Here is an 18,167-nt window from a genome sequence, read left to right on the forward strand (position 1 = left end):
GTACCCGCTTCTTTCTGGCACGATCCCAGCATAATGCTTGCCATTGCAAGCGTAACTCCTGATGTAATAATTCCTCTTCTCATATTTATAATTTAATTGGTTACATATTAAAATAATATCAGGCGCCTGAACACATACACGTGCAATTACATAGCAAAGCCATTGACCTTTTTTCGGGAAAATTGTAGTTATTAATAAAGTGTTTACTTACCGAAGCTGGTAGGTATCAGGTAATTGGTTAAACTAATGAGCAAGTAGTATCGCTTAAATCAAATCTATTTATTTAAAGAATAACCAGATTACTTTTCAGTGTATTTATTAACGAAATCGTATTCGTAAAAATGAGGCACGGCGGTGAATATCATAATGATACAATCAAGATAAGTGTGTTAAACCGCACTATTCCGCCGTATGGTGTCCGCCTTCCTTGCTTTATTATTGCCGATATTTAATATAATAGCTCATACCTACAGACCTATCATAATAAATACTAATTATTTTAGTAATTTACACAAGAAATGAGAAAATAATTTCGACATTTGTTTTATCATGATGAAGAATAGTGAGTTGATCAGGGAAGCTAAGGCTTGGGTAAAACGCAAAAGCGGTCCTGACGAGATAGTACGGATTATTCCTGACTTTAAAAACGAGGGGCGGGTGCTGAGCTATGAATTATATACAGCATTTGAAGAAAACCCCGATTACATGGGCCGGATCTTGTTTGATACAAAAGGCTACTGGATCTATGACGGCGAAATTCTTAGTGTTACCGAACAAGAGCAACTGGCGAAGTTTATCATCAACTACGTTGAAGCAGTATAGATGCAGGGGCATACCGGCAAGTGTAGAATGGGCTTCTCTCCTATTTTGTTAGGCGGCCTACAGCTTTACCACAGCCCTATCCTGCAGCTTAGCTACAAATACTACCATGCAAATGGCGCCTATCATGGCATATAGCATGTCCGACTGTGTATCCCAAACATAACCCTGGGTCCCTAAAAATGAATCGCCGGATTGGCCTGACATAACAGATACAAACCATTCTAAAAACTCGTACAATACACTAATGGTAGTACACACGCATACGGTTAAAAATGCCATCCATGTTCTTTTTTGTACAACATTAAGGCGGATGAAAAGCTCTCGGGTTATCATGGCCGGTACAAAGCCCTGGGTAAAGTGGCCTACCTTATCGTAATTATTACGCGCCTGGTGAAAGGTATCGCGCAGCCAGTTAAAGGCAGGCACTTCGGCATAGGTATAATGCCCGCCTATGAACAGCACATAACAATGCATCAGTATCATTACATAGGTTAAGTAGCTAAATTGAAACCGCTTGTAAGTAAGCACCAATACAATAAAACCCAGTATAGCCGGGAAAACTTCCAGTACCCAGGTAAAATAATCGTGTGGGTTTATGGCCGAAATTATTAGTCCGGCCCAAAAAAGTACTATTAACACAACATGCCTATTCATGCCCTAATATGATACTAATATTTTACATTGTAAGCCTTCGCTATTCGGCGCAGCTTTAAAAAAGCCGCTGTATCTTTGAGGCCAAACATATTAACCAATTACACATCTAAAAACCACCTATATATGAACGCCGCCGAATTAAAGGACCTGCAAACACCCATCAAAGAAAAGTATAAAGAACAACCCGATTCGGCTTTGATAACCTTAAAGGCGCAGGGCAATATTGGCGAGGGAATATCTTGTAAGGTTGATACCGGCCGTGCCCTGGTTAACGCCGGCCTGCACCCTGCTACCGGTGGCGATGGTATGCTGGCCTGCTCGGGCGATATGCTTTTAGAAGCATTGGTTGCCTGCGCCGGGGTTACCTTAAAAGCCGTAGCCACAGCCATAGGGGTAGAATTAAAGAGCGGAATAGTAAATGCCGAAGGCGACCTCGACTTTAGAGGAACACTGGGCGTATCAAAAGAAGCCTCGGTAGGGTTTAAACAGATAAGGTTAAGCTTTGACCTGCAAACTGATGCCACCGAAGAACAACTGGCCAGCCTTGCCAAACTCACCGAAAGATACTGCGTGATATACCAAACCATTAGCGGCGGTACAAATATTGAAACCAGCTACAAGTTGGGGTAAGGAAGAGAATCTGTGGTGTGGGTGATAACACCGACCACGGGCCTAATTCAGTATTTCTTAGTTTCGGCTCTCGATAAATCGGCCATATGATACTATGGAACGCGGCAGAATTTGATTATTTTCGTACACGTCATATAACCAAACCTTAACATGAAATACTTGCTAATCCTCCCACTTTTTTTTCTTTATCATATTGCCTTAGCGCAGGTTCCCCCGAGATCAGAAGCATCTGGGGACATACGCGGTGATATCGATGTCCCGATAACTGCCGAAGTGATGACACCCGCTAACAGGGTTACAAGCTATTATCAGAAAGACGGCAAATATGGCTTTATTGATCCACAAGGCGTTAGACAAGCGGCTATCTACAATAAAATTGATTTTACTTCAAACGGCTTCATCATTCAAAAAGGTGAACTGTACGGTATAGCCGACAAGAAAGGCCAGGTCATTGGTAACATTGATTATGACAGCGTGGGAACGGCCTATAGAACCGCTTATATCGTCAAGAAAAAGGGCAAATATGGAACAATTATGAATGACGGCAATAAGATCCTTTCAATCAAATACGACAAGATATTGTCTGCCAATAGCTTTGTTTCATTTGTTCGATCCGCGAAGGGTCAGATTCAAATGATCTTTAATGAGCAGGAAAAAGCATTCCCTTCCCAAATAGAGTATGCTGCCTTGTACGCCAATCTGGTAATCATCAAAGCTAACGGGAAATTTGGTGTGGTAAAGAACCAGTTAGTCGTACCCTTAAATTATGACAGCATATATGTTTCAAGTGCCCAAATCAACACCATTATCACTCAGGCAAAGCAACCCGTAAAAAAGTATTCGCTTATCGATAAATCCAATAGTTTCCGGGCAGTTACGTTACTGACTTTGCAAAACGGCAATAAGTACGGCCTGGCAGATAGTGATGGCGCCCTTATTTATCCTGTTGATAATGATGCCGTTTACAATCAGGAGAACTATAGATACTATACAGTTAAAAAAGGCAATTTGTATGGGATCTATTTTGTAAACGGCAAGAAAAAAACCGGAATTGAGTTTGAAAAAGTTTATGCAGACGGGGTTGGTTATGTAATGGCCACCAAGAACCGAAAGGGCGGCGTATTCGATCTGCAGGGAAATCAGATCGTTGCATTTGATTATGACCCGGAATTCATCATGCAATACCGTATAGGTTTTAGGGTGACAAAAAACAAAAAGAGAGGCATTGTCGGAAAAAAAGGGGAGATATTAGTACCTGCTAAATATGACGATGTAGACCCTTTTTATGAAACTGGGCTCGGTGAATTTGTAAAAGTAAAGTCTGACGGGAAATTTGGGATCGTGAACCTGGAAGGAAAAACAATCATTCCAGTCGAGTTTGGATGGATCGGCGAAGAAAAAGGCCTCTTAAAGGTTTTAACGGCTGATAAGCGGGTTGGGCTTTATGATAAAACAGGAAAAGTTGTTATTCCGGCAGATTACCGGTGGATCACCGACAGTGACACGGAAAATAGTAATATCATCGTGTTAAAAAAGCAAGACAACACCTACAACTTCCTGAATAAGAAAACATTGCAAGTAGTACTAACAGAGAATGTGAGTAATTACGGCCATATCCCCAACCAGGATGGTTTATTGAATCCGTTTAGTTCATCTGGTAAGCCTTTATCATTTGTGAAAGGCAAGAACGGCAAGATCGGCCTGTTGAACGAAATTACCGGGTTATTGGACGTTCCAATGACCTATGACGATATCATGCAACACTTTGATATGGGAAAACATGTTTACTTCAGTGTAAGGAAGGGGAAAAAACATGGCTTGATCGACGAGAAGAACAAAGCGGTCATTCCTCTGGAATATGACGCGATCAGTATTGATCTGATGTCTGCTGATGCTTATTCGGTTATTGTTGCAAAAGGAAGGAGATTCGGCACCATAAACCTGGAAAACAAGATGCAGATACCATTTCAATATGGTGACTTGCAGCGTATTTCGCAAAATGGTTTATACAAAGCCAAAGTCGGTGCCGGTTATCGCGTGATCAGTAGCAAAAATAAAATCATTAATAAAGGCCCTTTTGATGAAGTGGCTAACTTTGAAGGCACCGATGGATCTGGCTACCAGGCGCTGACATTCTATAAAGGCAGGATGAGGGTTATCGATGAAAAGGGAAGATTTATTACTACTGAAGTTGCAATGCAGCCGCATCGAGGCTACAAAACCTTCGATGAGTTGAAATGGGCGCTTGTCGAAGCTTTGGACAGCAAGAATGAGTCGCTGCTAAAAGATTTTGCCGCAAATATAGCGCCGTCTGAACATCTGTTGTTCTACCTTAAAGAAAACGTGTTTACTAAACAAGCACTTCAATACACGAACGTAAATGCGGTGAGAGAAAAGTATTATAACGACCTGTTTAAGTTTAAGCTTAGCCGCTGGAATCAAAATTCAGATTTCGCGTATAACCGGGCTTTGCTTACCGAGGTACAAGACTATACACTTTACCAGCAAGGCTTTGTGACCAACGCAAGGAGAACAGACCCGGCTTTTGGTGACACGCGTTTTATGGAAAAGGTATTGCGAAATGCCATTAAAATTAACGGCTACTGGATCAGCACCTATTTCATGCAGCGTTACTTTGATCGTTTTGAGCCATAAGATGTCAAGGTCTTTGTAATGCGCCACAATCTCCTCGCTGGCGCACGAGTGCCGCGGGTGCCCATTACCCTCCCCCCTAAACCCGATAGCAGCGTAAAGCCCGGACGAAGGAGGACTTGCAGCGGATAGCGGGACTGCAGCAACCGATAGGCTACTGTCCGTTCGTTTTCAAAACAGTAAACACCCCTACCCCCTCCTCTTTATCTAATATTTTAATAATTCTTATCAAGCGTTTGATCTGTTAACTTTGTTCCACATGAAATGGATTACTCGTGAACGTCCGAAAATAGACCGCATTGCCTGTCCCTGGCTCATCAGGCGTTTCATTGATACGGAAGCGGAGATCATTTTTGTGCCTTTCGACCAGGTTTTAATCAAGGCCGCCGAATTAAATGCCATCCCTTTTGACCTGCCAAATGTAGAGTACACGCATTACGAAGACCAATGCACTTTTGACTATTTTATAAAAAAGCACCAGTTAAAAGATGCGGCACTAAACAGGATTGCCACCATAGTACGTGGCGCCGATACCGACCGGCATGATTTTGTACCACAGTCTGCCGGGCTTGAAGCGATATTTTCCGGCTTAGCCTATAACATTAAAGACGACCAGGAACTGCTGGAATTTGGCATGACCATTTATGATGGATTGTACAGTTGGGCCAAACACCTGCACCAGTTAAAGCATACCCAGGCCGGGCCTGTAGAGCAGATGTTATTGGAAGTATTTCATAGGTATATCAAACAAAGCAGTTCAAGGAAAGCACCTGAATGGGCTAAAGAATTGAAGGAGATGATACAGGACCAGCTTGATACCAACATGAGCCTGAGTTTACAGCAGGCCTCGAATGAACTGGAGATAAACCCATCCTACCTATCACGCGAGTTTTCTAAATATTTTGATAACCTTTCCTTTGGCGATTATATTCGTAAGCTAAGGATAGAAAAAGCGATCCACCTGATGACAGATACGGACTACTCGCTAACCGAGATAGCTTACCTTACCGGTTTTTCGGACCAAAGCCATTTCAACCGTATCTTCAAAAAACAAACCGGCCAAAATCCTTCTCTGTATAAAAAAAGTCTCCTTAAAAGTAAAACGGATACAAGTAGTTAATTACGTACAAGTTTACAGTACTTTAAGTGAGTAGTATTGCTGAACGATGATTAAGCAATATTCCCTATGGGACATTACGATCTATTTTCTGAAACTCGGCACCTGGGGTTTCGGCGGGCCGGTAGCTTTAGTTGGCTATATGCAGCGCGATCTGGTGGAAGACAAAGGCTGGCTAACCGAGGAAGAATATAAAGAAGGATTAGCTTTAGCACAACTGGCACCCGGCCCATTAGCCGCGCAATTAGGCATCTATATTGGTTTTGTACATCATGGGCTTATCGGAGCCACCCTGACCGGGTTGGCATTTGTGCTGCCATCCTTTATTATGGTGGTAGTTTTAGGTATGGCTTACCAATTGTACGGCGGCCTGGCCTGGATGCAGGCGGTGTTTTATGGCGTGGGTGCTACGGTAATTGGTATAATAGCCATGAGCGCCTATAAACTCACCATCAAATCTATCAGCAAGTTTGAATTAGCCGCCATGAAATCGAAATGGTTGTTATGGCTATTTTATGTGGCGGGTATAGTAGTTACCGTAATTACAGAGCGGGAAGAAATCCTTTTATTTTTGGCTTGCGGTATTTTATACATGGTGATAAAAGCGCCACCGCAATGGCTCAAAAAGCCGGCGGTGTTGCCGGTTAGTATATTGGTTAGCACAGGGTTTTGGAAATACGATGGCAATAAGTTGCAGGAGATTGGTTGGTTTTTTGCCAAAGCTGGTGCATTTGTATTTGGCAGCGGTTTGGCTATTGTGCCTTTCCTGCATGGCGGTGTAGTAAAAGAATTTGGCTGGCTCAACGAGCACCAATTTGTTGATGCAGTTGCCGTAGCCATGATCACTCCGGGGCCGGTAGTGATCACTGTTGGCTTTATCGGCTATTTGGTGGCGGGCTTTCCGGGTGCTTGCGTGGCAGCACTGGCAACCTTTCTGCCTTGTTATGTTTTTACCGTGGCCTTAGCTCCCTCGTTTAAAAAAATCGCGAAGAATACCAGTATAAAAGCCTTTGTGGATGGTATAACAGCAGCCGTTATCGGCGCTTTAGTGGGTTCAGTTATTGTTATTGGCTTACGGTCCGTTATTGATATACCAACCCTGCTTATAGCTGGTGCTGCCGTATTAGCCCTTATTTATATCAAAAAACTACAGGAACCTTATATCATTGGCATCGCTGCCATAATCGGCATTCTCATCAAAACACTTTAATATGCCCAAAACCTTTATCATCACCATTTTATTACTGGTCGCTTTTAAAACAGGCTTCGCCCAGCAATCCACTATATATCCAAGGGTAACAGGGTATTTTAGTATACTGCAGCCATTGGTTACTTACACAAATCACAGCTTTGCGGGCAATTTCGGAAACGTCTATATCATCGGCTTCCCTTTTGGGGTCAACATTTTAAAAAGTGATAGCTTTGGGATCAGCTTTGAAGTGGCCCCGGCTATTCGCACCGAAAAGAACATTTCAAAAGTAAGTACAGTATTGTTCCATCCCGGCGCTATGTTCCGCTTTAAACATGGCTTTACCTTTATTGGGCGCATGGCATTTGAAACCAGTGGCCGCTTTGGCGTAACGCCGGTATTTAACCAGGTCATTAAAAAAGGAAAAGATGCCAGTTTCTTTATTTCGGTTCCATTCCCGGTCAGGTTTGGCAATGATCTGCCCGCTTCTGTCAGTACGGGGTTACAATTAGGCGTTTCATTTTAAACCGATAGCAGCGCAAGCCCTACGAAGGAGAACTTGAGGGCATAGCGAAGATTAAACGGCAATGACCGGAATATCTCTTTTATAATGAACCATTTACGGCAGCAATTGTTAAAGCATTAAACATTAATGCCATGAACGACGTATTTTTAGCACAGGAATATGCCAAAGAGCTGGAGGCCGAGGTGCCTGCAACCTTGAAATGTTTAGAACGCATACCGCCGGAATTATTTGGCTGGAAGCCGCATGAAAAATCAATGGAACTGGGTTACCTGACCCTGCTGGTGGCCGAGATTCCGTTATGGATAGCTCATATAGCACGCGACCCTGAAATAGACTTCGCAACCTTTAAACATATCGAGGCTAAAACCACGCAGGAAGTGGTAGATCATTTTCACCAAAACCTTGCCCAGGCCAAACAGGCCCTGCAAGGTATAGCAGAAGGCGACATGGATAAACCATTTTACCTGAAAGCCAACGGACAAATCATATTTACATCTACCAAACACGACACGCTCGGCTCTACCCTAAACCATTGGGTGCATCACCGCGGGCAGCTTACCGTTTACATGCGCCTCAATGATATCGCGGTGCCATCTATTTACGGGCCATCGGCCGATGATAAGGTTTTTGGGTAATGGTGGGTAGTAGTCACACGCACCCGACAGCACTCTGACCCATCCGAAGTAGAGGGTTCGGGTCCCTTCTTCCGTACACTTAGGTTCGATCCCCATCATTTACCCACCGTTTGAAAGCAGCTCTTTTCAGATTTGTATTTTTTGCTTAAATAATTGATTTATAATTACATACCATCAATTTGTCTCGAAAATGTTACAATCACCCAATCATGAAAAAGGTATATTCGTTCTTGTTAATATCCTAAACCTACACTACTTATGAAAACCTATAAACACCTTGCCAACGCAATTTTGATTTTTTCGCTACTTTTTACAGCATGTGTAAAAAGTAACCTGGGGGTCGACACCAAAATGGAGGTCGACACTAAAACAGATACAATTCCGAAACATGTACAAACAAGTGATATTTATGTTGCCGGGAGCACTTACGACTCAGTTACCAATGTAAGGCAGGCAGTATATTGGAAAAATGGAAATCCTGTAATTCTCACCCATGGTAAAAAAAATGCATCGGCAAATGCTATTGCAGTTAAAGGTAACGACGTTTATGTCGCTGGTTACACAACCAATGCCAACAATGTCAATATGGCCATTGCCACATATTGGAAAAATGGGGTGCAGGTGAATTTAACAACCAATGCTACAAGTGCTTCAACAGTTAGAATAGCGATACATGGAAATGATGTTTATATTACAGGCTATATAAATACTTCCGCTGTTTACTGGAAGAATGGGGAACAGGTTACCCTTCCGTTATTACCAGGTATGACCATAGGAGGTACTGCTGGTATAGCTATACAAGGATCAGATATTTATGTCTCAGGGTATCAGTTAGGAGGTACGGCCTCGGCGGTATATTGGAAAAACGGCGTTGCAACAAGGCTTCCAAATGATGAGGCATCATACGCCAAAAATATCGTGTTCCAGGGTAATCGCATGTATATACCGGCAACCTATCTTTTATCCTCCTCCCAAAACACGAGGGTTAATTATTGGAAAAATACTGTGCCCGTTTCGTTAGCCGATGGAACTGTTGCAATTAATGCGATCGAGATCGCGGTAAGTGGCAATGATGTTTATCTCGCCTGCAGCACGTCAAACGGCCCCGGCTATTTTAAAAATGATAAGCTAACACTGCTTTCTGGCTCTGGTTCACAGATAACCGGTATAGCGGTAGTCGATAAGGACGTCTATGCTTCGGGCTCTACTTATGAAAAAAAGGTGGTTGCTACCTACTGGAAAAACAATGTACCCGTTCATCTTTCGTCGCCAATTGGTAAAAGTGGTACCGCATCGGCAATTTTAGTTACGCCATCCAAATAGTTAAATAATTGCCAAACTATTGTACTTCGTAACATCTGAGATTGTTGCTGCTATGTAAAAATGCCACATATGGTAAAAACAAACCATTCGGTCGGTTAACTTTGCCCGTCATTGACAGAAAACTACCATGACTACACTGGACGAGGCGCTTGCAGATACAGAAACCACTACACAGCAAATTAACGATAGCAACCGCAAGCGGGCCACTATACTGGCATTTGCGCTGATACCGCTATCGGGTTTGGCTACGGATGTTTATATCCCCTCGTTCCCGAGTATGGCTACTGCTTTTGGCACCAATTCGGCGGGGATACAATATACTATCATATGCTTTTTATTAAGTTACGGTATCTCACAGCTGTTTGTTGGCTCTATTGTAGATAGTTTTGGCCGCTACCGTATAAACCTTGCTGCATTGTTAGTATTTGCTTTAAGCAATGTGGTGATAATAACTACCTCAGATATCCATATTGTTTACTTGATGCGGGTACTGCAGGGTACAGCAACGGCCTTTATTGTTGTAGGCAAGCGCGCCTTTTTTGTTGATGTGTATACCGGCGAAAAACAGCGGCATTACACCAGCTTGTTATCTATCATTTGGGCTACAGCACCTATACTGGCGCCTTTTTTTGGCGGCTATATCCAAAAAAGCTTTGGCTGGCAATATAATTTTATTGTTTTGGCCGTGTACGGCCTGGTTATGTTTTTGTTAGAGTTTTTCTACAGCGGCGAGTCGATAAAAGTAAGGCAGCCGTTTCATTTACGGTCTATTTTTAAGGTTTACCGTAAACTTGTGCTATCGGTAGATTTTAGTTTGGGGATAGTGATATTGGGTATCTGTTTCAGTATGGTTTTAATATTTACCATGTCGGCGCCATTTATTGTCGAGCACAAGTTTCATCTGTCGTCGGTTACCACCGGGTATTGCGCGTTACTTTCGGGCCTGTCGTTATTTGTGGGGGGCATTTTGGGTAAAACCATAAAATCGGGTTCGTTATTTAAAAGACTGATACTGGCAAATGTAGGCCAGCTGGCCCTGGTAGCGCTGATGTACAGCTTCGCAACCGACAAAGCAGGCTTATTACTCCTGCTGCTTTTTGTAGTGCCAATTACTACCATTAGCGGCTGCGTATATAATATATTCTTTACCTATTGTTTAACACGTTTCCCGCTTAATGCAGGGATTGCAAGCGGTTTAACCAGCGGCGGTGCTTACCTGGTAACCTCTGTTGTTATATCGGGTTTGTTAGGCGTTATTACCATTAAAGATCAGCCGTCGCTTGCATTGGGCTACACAGTATTGGGTTTGATGATAACAGGTTTTTTGCTTTTGGTGCGAAAAAAACTGGCACACTGATCGGAGAAAGGCATTTTTGTTTCCGTTACATTTTCCCATATTTACCAAATATGGAAAACATCAAAAACATCATTTTCGATTACGGCAACGTAATATTCAGCCTCGATTTCAGAAAATCACAGGAAGCTTTCAAAGAGCTGGGAATAGGTAACCCAGATGAGTTTTTTGGCCACCGCCAGCAGGACCAGATCTTTGATAAGTTTGACCGTGGCGAAGTAACGCCTGATGAGTTCAGGGCCTACGTAAAACAAAAAATTGGCAACGAGGCCGTTACCGATCAGCAAATTACAGATGCATGGAACAGCCTTTTGTTGGGCGTGGCACCCGGCAATCACGATCTGTTACTAAAATTTAAAGATAAATACCGCACGTTTTTACTAAGTAATACCAACGGTATCCACTACACCTATATCATGAATTATCTGAAAACCGATTTTGGTTTTGATGATAACGAACACCTTTTCGAGAAAACATATTACTCGCATTTAGTTGGCAAGCGTAAACCACAGATAGAGTTTTTTGAACAGGTACTGGCCGAAAACAACCTAAAACCCGAAGAAACCTTGTTTATTGATGATAGTCCGCAGCATTTAGAGGCCGCTAAAACGTTAGGCATACACACCTTTTTAATGACCGCCCCCGATACACTGGCTGCCTTTGCAGAGCGTGAACATTTGGTTTGATTATTGACTGATATTTAAAATGTATACAGCCCTATTGCATCAGTATCAGTTAGTGATATCATCCCGCGAAGCGGTATTTAATTATCTGGAAGCCATAAAGCCCGAAGATGTGCTTAAACCGGTAGCATCGTTCAATAACGAAAGCATTGGCAGCCTGATGATACATAGCGCAGATACCTATACATCATGGCTGGTAAACTTTGCAAGGCAGGAATCCCGACCATTTTCAACGGATGACAATTACAAAGATCTGGCATCCATCCGCGCCACATTTGAACAGATCAACCTGGTAGTGAACGATTTTCTAAATCACTTTAAAGATGCGCTGGATCTGCCTTTAACCTTACCCAAAAAAGAAGGCATCGAATTAACGCTTAGTCCGCTGCAGCTTTTCACCCATGTTATTACGCACGAGTTTCATCACAAAGGGCAAATAATGAACATGAGCCGGCAGTTGGGTTATATCCCGGTAGATACAGATGTAATACGGTGGTAGATTTATATTTTGGGCGTTCCCTGCGGTCGGGCTTTTTGCTCATACTGCACAGGCATTAGCCACAGGCCGGTATCCGCGCCAATCCCTAACGCAAAAATCAGGTCAATTCCAGGAGGGTTTAATCGCCATACATTCGAAACGCATAGCTAATCACCCCTCCCTGCCTTCCCGTGGGGAGGGAACACTAAGATTTAGCTATTCCTTCTCTTTTTCTCTTTAACAATCAAACCTAACTCGCGGCTCATTTGGCCGGCAATGGCAGTATTTTCTTGCGCGCGCCTAAACAAATAGGGTAATACCGCTTTAATGGGCCCGTAAGGCACATATTTGGCAACATTGTAATTAGCGTTGGCCAGGTTAAAGCTCAGGTTATCGCTCATGCCTAAAAGTTGCGAGAAAAACACATGCGGGTTTTTATGGTCTATCTTTTTCTCGTTCAGCAGGTCGGCAAGTAAGCGGCAACTGTCTTCGTTGTGTGTACCGGCAACAAAAGCGATGCTGGCCACGTTATCGGCACAATAAATAAGAGCGTCGTTATAATCGCGGTCAGTTGATGCTTTATCGGGCTGTATAGGTGATAGATAATCCTTTTCCTCGGCACGTTTGCGTTCTTTTTCCATATAGGCACCGCGAACAATTTTGGCCCCCAGAATAAAGCCCTCACTCTCGGCTATGGTATGGTCAATTACTAACGATGCCAGCTTATCGTGGCGGTACAATTGGTAAGTATTATATACAATGGCTTTTTCTTTATTAAAAAAACGCATCATGTTTAGGGCAAGGGTATCAATAGTTTTTTGGATCCAGCTTTCTTCGGCGTCAATCATCACCGGTACGCCTTCAGAGTGTGCCATTTCGCATATAGCCAGTACCCTATCCTGCACAGCTTGCCATTCTAATTGCTCATCAACATTTAGTTTTATCCCCTCGTCAATTCTTTCCAATAGGCCAAAACGACCAACACCGGTTACTTTAAATACCGTAAGCGGGATAGCTTTATCTTTTGATGCACGTATCACGGTGCGGATGATCTCGTCGCGGGTATTATCAAAAACTGTTTCGTCATCTTCCCCCTCAATAGAGTAATCGAGGATGGTACCTACCCCGCCATCGGCCAGGTTTTTAATGGTTTGGTTACACTCTGTAATGGTTTCGCCGCCGCAAAAGTGTTTAAATATGGTGGCTTTTATGAGCCCCTTAATGGGCAAGCCTATCTTAATAGCGAAGTTGGTTATGGGCGGGCCTATCTTCACCAGGAAGTTCACGTTGATAACTCTAAACAGCCAGTAAGCACGGTTAAGGTCGGTATTTGATGAATGACGGAAGGCGATCTCGGTATTTTCGAAGGATAATTTATCGTTTGGACTCATTTGTTCTTTTAGTTCATGGATCATAGTTCATAGTAAAATCCATGCATTACTATGAACCATTAACTATTAACTATGATCGATACGAAGTATTGTGCAAAATTATAAAATGATAACTCATTATTCCATGAATAGTTTAATTTTGCCACACATGATAGAATTTAAGGTAGAAGGCGATTATATCCCAATGATACAATTACTTAAAGCAACTGGTTTAGTGCAAACCGGCGGCGAAGCGCAGATAGTGGTTGAACACGGCGAAGTAATATATAATGGAGAGGTTGATTACCGCAAACGCCTTAAGGTAAAACAAGGCGATATTGTTGAATTCAGAGGTCAGCAGATCAAGGCTATATAACATGCAAACTATTCAAAGCGACAGTTACCCCATATTTTTTGATAACAGCATTACCCAACTGGTAAATTTTGTTAAGCAAGGCAATTATTCAAGGGTTTTTATCCTTACCGATGAAAATACCGGCGTGCATTGCCTTCCTATTGTAAAAGAGCAGTTAGATGTGCTGGATAACTTCGATATTATTGAAGTAAACGCCGGTGAAGAAAGCAAAACCATTGATTTTTGCATAGGTATATGGAAAATGCTGATCGACTTTGGCGCCGACCGCAAAGCCCTGATGATAAACCTGGGTGGCGGTGTTATTACCGATATGGGCGGCTTTGTAGCTTCTACCTATAAACGAGGGATAGATTTTGTACAGGTGCCTACTACCCTATTATCACAGGTTGATGCATCTGTTGGTGGTAAAACCGGTGTTGATGTTGATGGCATAAAAAACATTATAGGCACATTTACACAGCCTAAAGCGGTGTTCATGCATGGCGATTTTCTGAAAACACTACCTGCCCGCCAAATCCTTTCGGGCCTTGCCGAAATGCTTAAGCATGGTTTAATTGTTGATGCCCCCTACTGGGACCAGCTAAAAACAAGCGACCTTAGTTTGCCATCGATAGAACTGGTACACCGCTCGGTAGAGATAAAAAATGAGGTGGTTATTGAAGACCCGCACGAAAAAGGCATCCGCAAGGCGCTGAATTTTGGCCATACCGTTGGGCATGCTGTGGAAACCTATTCGCTGATGAACGATAAAGACCCATTATCGCATGGTGAAGCTATTGCCATTGGCATGATATGCGAGGCATGGTTATCCAACAAAAAAATTGGCTTGTCTGATGCTGAACTGGCCGAAATAGCTGAAGTTTTAAATGGCTTATACCCTAAATATAAGATTAAAGAAAGCACCTTCCCAACCCTGCTTGAGCATATGCTTAAGGATAAGAAGAACCAAAACGGCCAAATAAATTGCACGCTGCTGAAATATATAGGCCAATATAGTATTGATAATATCTGCACAGAAACCGAACTTTGTGATAGTTTAAGGTATTACGCTACTCTGTAAAAAAATGCCTCCTTTAGACGCCCGTAAAGAAGCTGTAGTGATACTGGTAGGCTTGCTTGTGCTGCTTACCCTGGCCGAAATGTGGTTTAGCTACCGCGAAAACCGCCATTACTATGAAAAACGCGACACCCTTACCAACATCTATTTAACCTCGCTTGCCTTTGTGTTTAATCTGGCTATTAATGGCAGCACGTTCTTCATTCTCAATTTTGCCTACCATTTCCGTTTCTTCCAGATAAGTAATGTGGTGCTATATTGGTTTGTGCTGGTTGTAGTACAGGATTTTTTGTACTGGGTGCTGCATTATACGGGGCATTATTGCCGCTTGTTTTGGGCTATGCATGTAACGCACCATTCGTCAGTGCATTTTAATTTTAGCACCGGGTTTAGGTCAACCGTATTTGAACCTTTATACCGCGCCTTCTTTTATCTGCCGCTGGCATTATTTGGTTTTAACGCGGTAGATATTTTATATGCCTACCTAGTAACCCAATTATATGGCAACCTGGTACATACCCAGTACCGCATCCCGCTGCCAAAATGGTATGGAATGATATTTGTAACACCTGTGCATCACCGGGTGCACCATGCGTCAAACATCCCCTACCTGGATAAAAACATGGGTATGGTTTTAATACTGTGGGACAGGCTTTTCGGCACCTTTCATGACGAAGACCCTGCCGAGCCCGTTAAGTACGGCCTCACCCATCAGCCCGAAAACCTGGGCCCGGTAAATGTACTCTTCCACGAATGGAAGGCTTTACTGCACGATGTTAAACACGCGCCCGGCATCAGCAACAAACTAAAATACCTGTTTAACCCACCCGGCTGGAGCCACGATGGCAGCACACAAACTGCAAGGGTGATGCAGAGGGAGTATAAAGAACAACGTACATAGTTAAATAAATGGGCGCTTCTTTATTTAAACCTCTGTAACATTTATATTGTCATAATGTAATTAAGCATGTTATAGCTAAATTGCCTTACCATGAAAACCAAATTATCTTTGCTGTTAATCGCCCTGTCATTCGCCGGTATGGTGCAGGCACAGAAAAAAACTTATAACCAGCCCCTGGCCGATAGCCTTGCCAAATTGGTAGCGGTTGACCAGATAGCGGCTTACATCCCAACAGGCGAATACAAAAAACTAAGCCGCGAGCAGTGGGACCGCTTTAAAGACAGCGTTTTTACCAACCACCAAAAAATAATGGAAAACGTATTTAAAAGGTACGGTTACCCCGGGTTTGACCTTGTTGGACAAAAAGGATCTAACCATTTTTGGTTGATGGTGCAGCATTGCGATAAATGGCCCGCGTTTCAGCAGCAAATATTGGATGCCATGAAGCCCGAGGTGCTTAAGAAGAATGCCGACGCTAAAAACTTTGCATACCTTACCGATCGTGTAAACATCAATACCGGCAAAAAGCAAATTTACGGCACACAAATGACCTATAACACTAAACTTTGCCAGGCCATACCCCGGCCGCTGACAGATAGTGCTAATGTAAACGAGCGCCGTTATGAAGTTGGATTGGAAGCAATTGAAGAGTACCAAAACAGCATGTCGCAAATGCATTTTGAGATGAACAAGGCGGGTTATGAAAAACGAGGAATAACAAAACCAAAACTGGTAGCCGTACCCGCCAAACCCACAACATAGGTTTAATGCCTATTTCACCCAATAAAATTCTGTTCGACCTAAATATTTTACAAAAAATAAAATTATCTATTGATAAAATGATTTTTACTTGTACATTTACGCCAACAAAGAAAAAATGAAATTACAAACTACATATTTTTATGGTTACTACTTTTACTTTACCAGTAAGAGCCGGGACTGATATGTACTAAACAACATACAAAACACTGAAAAGTCCCGGCCCTAAAAGCCGGGATTTTTTGCTTTATACATATTATGAAAACCGAGACACCAAGAGTTGCCATACAGGGTATCCGCGCCTCCTTCCACGAGGAAGCCGCATTTAAATACTTTGGCGAAAAAATAGATACCATTGAGTGTAACTCTTTTAAACAAACATTTGAGGCTTTACAAAACGATAAGGCCGATTATGTGGTAATGGCTATTGAAAACAGTATTGCGGGCAGCATATTGCCTAATTACTCGCTGATGATGAACTACAGCTTTCCGGTTGTGGGCGAGGTTTATGTGCCTATTCAACTGCACCTGATGGCCTTGCCGGGCGTACGGTTCGAGAATATTAAATATGTAACCTCTCACCCTATTGCTATTCGCCAGTGTATTGATTTTTTTGACGAATACCCGCACTTGCAAATTGTAGAAAGCAATGATACTGCTGCATGTGCCAAACGCATCCGCGATGAGCAATTAACCGACACCGTTGCTATTGCCAACACCCTTGCCGCTCAGTTATACGGTTTAGATGTTTTAGAACGTAGGATAGAATCAAACAAACTGAATTTCACCCGATTTTTGATCCTGACCACGCATGAAAATGCTAAAAAGAAGGGCGTGCCTAACAAAGCCTCCTTGTGTTTTCAGGTAACTAACCAGGTTGGTGCATTGGCGAAAGTGCTGAACATCTTCGCGCAGGAAAACGTGAACATGAGCAAAATACAAAGCATGCCGGTTTTAGGCAAGCGTAACGAGTACAACTTTTATGTAGATATAGAATGGGAAGAAGCAAAACAATATGATGCTTCCATTCGCCAAATACTAAAGTACACGCACAATTTTAACATACTGGGCGAATATCAACGGTTTGAAGCAGATACAATACCAAAACCGCTTAAGCCCGAAAGAACAAGAAGATACATTAACGTAAAAAAATTGAATGAATAGTGAGATGGATGAGTGAAGAAAGATACAAGAGTGGGAGGCCGATAGTCGGTAAACCCCGAAAAATGAAAGAAATAATATAAATATAACATAAGAAACACACAAACTTCCGGAATTTCGGTGTTACCGATTTCCAAACAACAAAAAAAGATATGAAACTTAATTTAAACATACAGCCCCTTGAATCCTGGATAAAAACGGGCAAAGAACCTCTTTTAATTGCCGGCCCCTGCAGCGCAGAAACCGAAGACCAACTGGTAGCCACCGCTCATTTATTAGCAAAAACAGGCCGTGTTAGCGCCCTGCGTGCAGGTATCTGGAAACCACGTACCCGCCCGGGAGAGTTTGAAGGTATTGGCAGCATTGGCTTAGAATGGTTAAAACGCGCCAAAGAAGAAACCGGCTTGCCTACCGCTGTTGAGGTAGCTACTGCCAAGCACGTAGAAGAAGCCTTAAAAGCTGGTGTAGATATCCTTTGGG

General features: G+C 42.7%; 18 protein-coding genes and 1 pseudogene. 17 read left to right on the forward strand and 2 right to left on the reverse strand.

The window, feature by feature from the left end:
• The first annotated feature begins 549 nt into the window (after window positions 1-549).
• Entirely contained in the window at window positions 550-822 is a 273-nt protein-coding gene (locus JWQ85_RS17480) for a hypothetical protein (RefSeq protein ID WP_299470292.1), read from the forward strand.
• Between the two features lie 57 nt (window positions 823-879).
• Here JWQ85_RS17480 and JWQ85_RS17485 read toward each other — a convergent pair whose 3' ends face one another.
• Entirely contained in the window at window positions 880-1,476 is a 597-nt protein-coding gene (locus tag JWQ85_RS17485) for a DUF2238 domain-containing protein (RefSeq protein ID WP_299470293.1), read from the reverse strand.
• A 123-nt stretch (window positions 1,477-1,599) separates the two neighbouring features.
• Between JWQ85_RS17485 and JWQ85_RS17490 the strand changes: the two genes are divergently transcribed.
• From JWQ85_RS17490 to JWQ85_RS17535, 10 genes are all read left to right on the forward strand, one after another.
• Window positions 1,600-2,106, forward strand: coding sequence for an OsmC family protein (locus tag JWQ85_RS17490; RefSeq protein WP_299470294.1), 507 nt, complete (start codon window positions 1,600-1,602; stop codon window positions 2,104-2,106).
• Between the two features lie 150 nt (window positions 2,107-2,256).
• On the forward strand, window positions 2,257-4,761 hold the full coding sequence (locus tag JWQ85_RS17495; protein WP_299470295.1) for a WG repeat-containing protein: 2,505 nt from the start codon (window positions 2,257-2,259) through the stop codon (window positions 4,759-4,761).
• Between the two features lie 256 nt (window positions 4,762-5,017).
• Window positions 5,018-5,878: a chromate resistance protein ChrB domain-containing protein gene (locus tag JWQ85_RS17500; RefSeq protein ID WP_299470296.1), complete on the forward strand. Its 861-nt coding sequence runs from the start codon at window positions 5,018-5,020 to the stop codon at window positions 5,876-5,878.
• Window positions 5,879-5,924: 46 nt separating this feature from the next.
• The gene (locus JWQ85_RS17505; protein ID WP_299470297.1) at window positions 5,925-7,085 is read left to right on the forward strand and encodes a chromate transporter; all 1,161 of its coding nucleotides are present in this window, start codon (window positions 5,925-5,927) and stop codon (window positions 7,083-7,085) included.
• Window position 7,086: 1 nt separating this feature from the next.
• A complete protein-coding gene (locus tag JWQ85_RS17510; RefSeq protein WP_299470298.1) occupies window positions 7,087-7,590 on the forward strand; it encodes a hypothetical protein in 504 nt (167 codons plus the stop codon).
• Between the two features lie 131 nt (window positions 7,591-7,721).
• A complete protein-coding gene (locus JWQ85_RS17515) occupies window positions 7,722-8,225 on the forward strand; it encodes a DinB family protein (protein WP_299470299.1) in 504 nt (167 codons plus the stop codon).
• Window positions 8,226-8,483: 258 nt separating this feature from the next.
• Complete coding sequence (locus JWQ85_RS17520) at window positions 8,484-9,548, forward strand: hypothetical protein (protein ID WP_299470300.1); 1,065 nt, start codon at window positions 8,484-8,486, stop codon at window positions 9,546-9,548.
• Between the two features lie 127 nt (window positions 9,549-9,675).
• On the forward strand, window positions 9,676-10,905 hold the full coding sequence (locus tag JWQ85_RS17525) for an MFS transporter (protein ID WP_299470301.1): 1,230 nt from the start codon (window positions 9,676-9,678) through the stop codon (window positions 10,903-10,905).
• Window positions 10,906-10,934: 29 nt separating this feature from the next.
• On the forward strand, window positions 10,935-11,588 hold the full coding sequence (locus tag JWQ85_RS17530; RefSeq protein WP_367186244.1) for an HAD family hydrolase: 654 nt from the start codon (window positions 10,935-10,937) through the stop codon (window positions 11,586-11,588).
• 19 nt (window positions 11,589-11,607) lie between these two features.
• Window positions 11,608-12,084 (forward strand): DinB family protein, encoded by a 477-nt coding sequence (locus tag JWQ85_RS17535; RefSeq protein ID WP_299470303.1) that lies wholly within the window; start codon window positions 11,608-11,610, stop codon window positions 12,082-12,084.
• A gap of 191 nt (window positions 12,085-12,275) precedes the next feature.
• Here the strand turns inward: JWQ85_RS17535 and JWQ85_RS17540 are convergent, their stop codons facing one another.
• Window positions 12,276-13,478, reverse strand: coding sequence for a proline dehydrogenase family protein (locus JWQ85_RS17540; RefSeq protein WP_299470304.1), 1,203 nt, complete (start codon window positions 13,476-13,478; stop codon window positions 12,276-12,278).
• A gap of 124 nt (window positions 13,479-13,602) precedes the next feature.
• Between JWQ85_RS17540 and JWQ85_RS17545 the strand changes: the two genes are divergently transcribed.
• The 6 genes and pseudogenes from JWQ85_RS17545 to JWQ85_RS17570 form a co-directional block, all read left to right on the forward strand.
• The gene (locus JWQ85_RS17545; RefSeq protein WP_299470309.1) at window positions 13,603-13,809 is read left to right on the forward strand and encodes an RNA-binding S4 domain-containing protein; all 207 of its coding nucleotides are present in this window, start codon (window positions 13,603-13,605) and stop codon (window positions 13,807-13,809) included.
• Between the two features lies 1 nt (window position 13,810).
• Window positions 13,811-14,869, forward strand: coding sequence for a 3-dehydroquinate synthase (aroB, locus tag JWQ85_RS17550; RefSeq protein WP_299470305.1), 1,059 nt, complete (start codon window positions 13,811-13,813; stop codon window positions 14,867-14,869).
• A gap of 4 nt (window positions 14,870-14,873) precedes the next feature.
• Window positions 14,874-15,767: a sterol desaturase family protein gene (locus JWQ85_RS17555; protein WP_299470306.1), complete on the forward strand. Its 894-nt coding sequence runs from the start codon at window positions 14,874-14,876 to the stop codon at window positions 15,765-15,767.
• A 90-nt stretch (window positions 15,768-15,857) separates the two neighbouring features.
• Window positions 15,858-16,529 carry a DUF6624 domain-containing protein gene (locus JWQ85_RS17560; RefSeq protein WP_299470307.1) on the forward strand — a complete coding sequence of 224 codons (672 nt, stop codon included), beginning with the start codon at window positions 15,858-15,860 and terminating at the stop codon, window positions 16,527-16,529.
• A gap of 255 nt (window positions 16,530-16,784) precedes the next feature.
• Window positions 16,785-17,690 carry a prephenate dehydratase gene (locus JWQ85_RS17565; RefSeq protein WP_299470308.1) on the forward strand — a complete coding sequence of 302 codons (906 nt, stop codon included), beginning with the start codon at window positions 16,785-16,787 and terminating at the stop codon, window positions 17,688-17,690.
• A 149-nt stretch (window positions 17,691-17,839) separates the two neighbouring features.
• A pseudogene (locus JWQ85_RS17570) lies at window positions 17,840-18,167 on the forward strand (3-deoxy-7-phosphoheptulonate synthase); the annotation flags it as partial.

This window comes from Mucilaginibacter sp. (assembly GCF_028288105.1).
In the GTDB taxonomy this organism is placed as follows: domain Bacteria; phylum Bacteroidota; class Bacteroidia; order Sphingobacteriales; family Sphingobacteriaceae; genus Mucilaginibacter.

Excerpts from the sequence above, each read along its gene's own strand:
- JWQ85_RS17480 (WP_299470292.1), top strand. The coding sequence starts at position 550 with ATGATGAAGAATAGTGAGTTGATCAGGGAAGCTAAGGCTTGGGTAAAA.
- JWQ85_RS17485 (WP_299470293.1), bottom strand. The coding sequence starts at position 1,476 with ATGAATAGGCATGTTGTGTTAATAGTACTTTTTTGGGCCGGACTAATA.
- JWQ85_RS17490 (WP_299470294.1), top strand. The coding sequence starts at position 1,600 with ATGAACGCCGCCGAATTAAAGGACCTGCAAACACCCATCAAAGAAAAG.
- JWQ85_RS17495 (WP_299470295.1), top strand. The coding sequence starts at position 2,257 with ATGAAATACTTGCTAATCCTCCCACTTTTTTTTCTTTATCATATTGCC.
- JWQ85_RS17500 (WP_299470296.1), top strand. The coding sequence starts at position 5,018 with ATGAAATGGATTACTCGTGAACGTCCGAAAATAGACCGCATTGCCTGT.
- JWQ85_RS17505 (WP_299470297.1), top strand. The coding sequence starts at position 5,925 with ATGATTAAGCAATATTCCCTATGGGACATTACGATCTATTTTCTGAAA.
- JWQ85_RS17510 (WP_299470298.1), top strand. The coding sequence starts at position 7,087 with ATGCCCAAAACCTTTATCATCACCATTTTATTACTGGTCGCTTTTAAA.
- JWQ85_RS17515 (WP_299470299.1), top strand. The coding sequence starts at position 7,722 with ATGAACGACGTATTTTTAGCACAGGAATATGCCAAAGAGCTGGAGGCC.
- JWQ85_RS17520 (WP_299470300.1), top strand. The coding sequence starts at position 8,484 with ATGAAAACCTATAAACACCTTGCCAACGCAATTTTGATTTTTTCGCTA.
- JWQ85_RS17525 (WP_299470301.1), top strand. The coding sequence starts at position 9,676 with ATGACTACACTGGACGAGGCGCTTGCAGATACAGAAACCACTACACAG.
- JWQ85_RS17535 (WP_299470303.1), top strand. The coding sequence starts at position 11,608 with ATGTATACAGCCCTATTGCATCAGTATCAGTTAGTGATATCATCCCGC.
- JWQ85_RS17540 (WP_299470304.1), bottom strand. The coding sequence starts at position 13,478 with ATGATCCATGAACTAAAAGAACAAATGAGTCCAAACGATAAATTATCC.
- JWQ85_RS17545 (WP_299470309.1), top strand. The coding sequence starts at position 13,603 with ATGATAGAATTTAAGGTAGAAGGCGATTATATCCCAATGATACAATTA.
- aroB (WP_299470305.1), top strand. The coding sequence starts at position 13,811 with ATGCAAACTATTCAAAGCGACAGTTACCCCATATTTTTTGATAACAGC.
- JWQ85_RS17555 (WP_299470306.1), top strand. The coding sequence starts at position 14,874 with ATGCCTCCTTTAGACGCCCGTAAAGAAGCTGTAGTGATACTGGTAGGC.
- JWQ85_RS17560 (WP_299470307.1), top strand. The coding sequence starts at position 15,858 with ATGAAAACCAAATTATCTTTGCTGTTAATCGCCCTGTCATTCGCCGGT.
- JWQ85_RS17565 (WP_299470308.1), top strand. The coding sequence starts at position 16,785 with ATGAAAACCGAGACACCAAGAGTTGCCATACAGGGTATCCGCGCCTCC.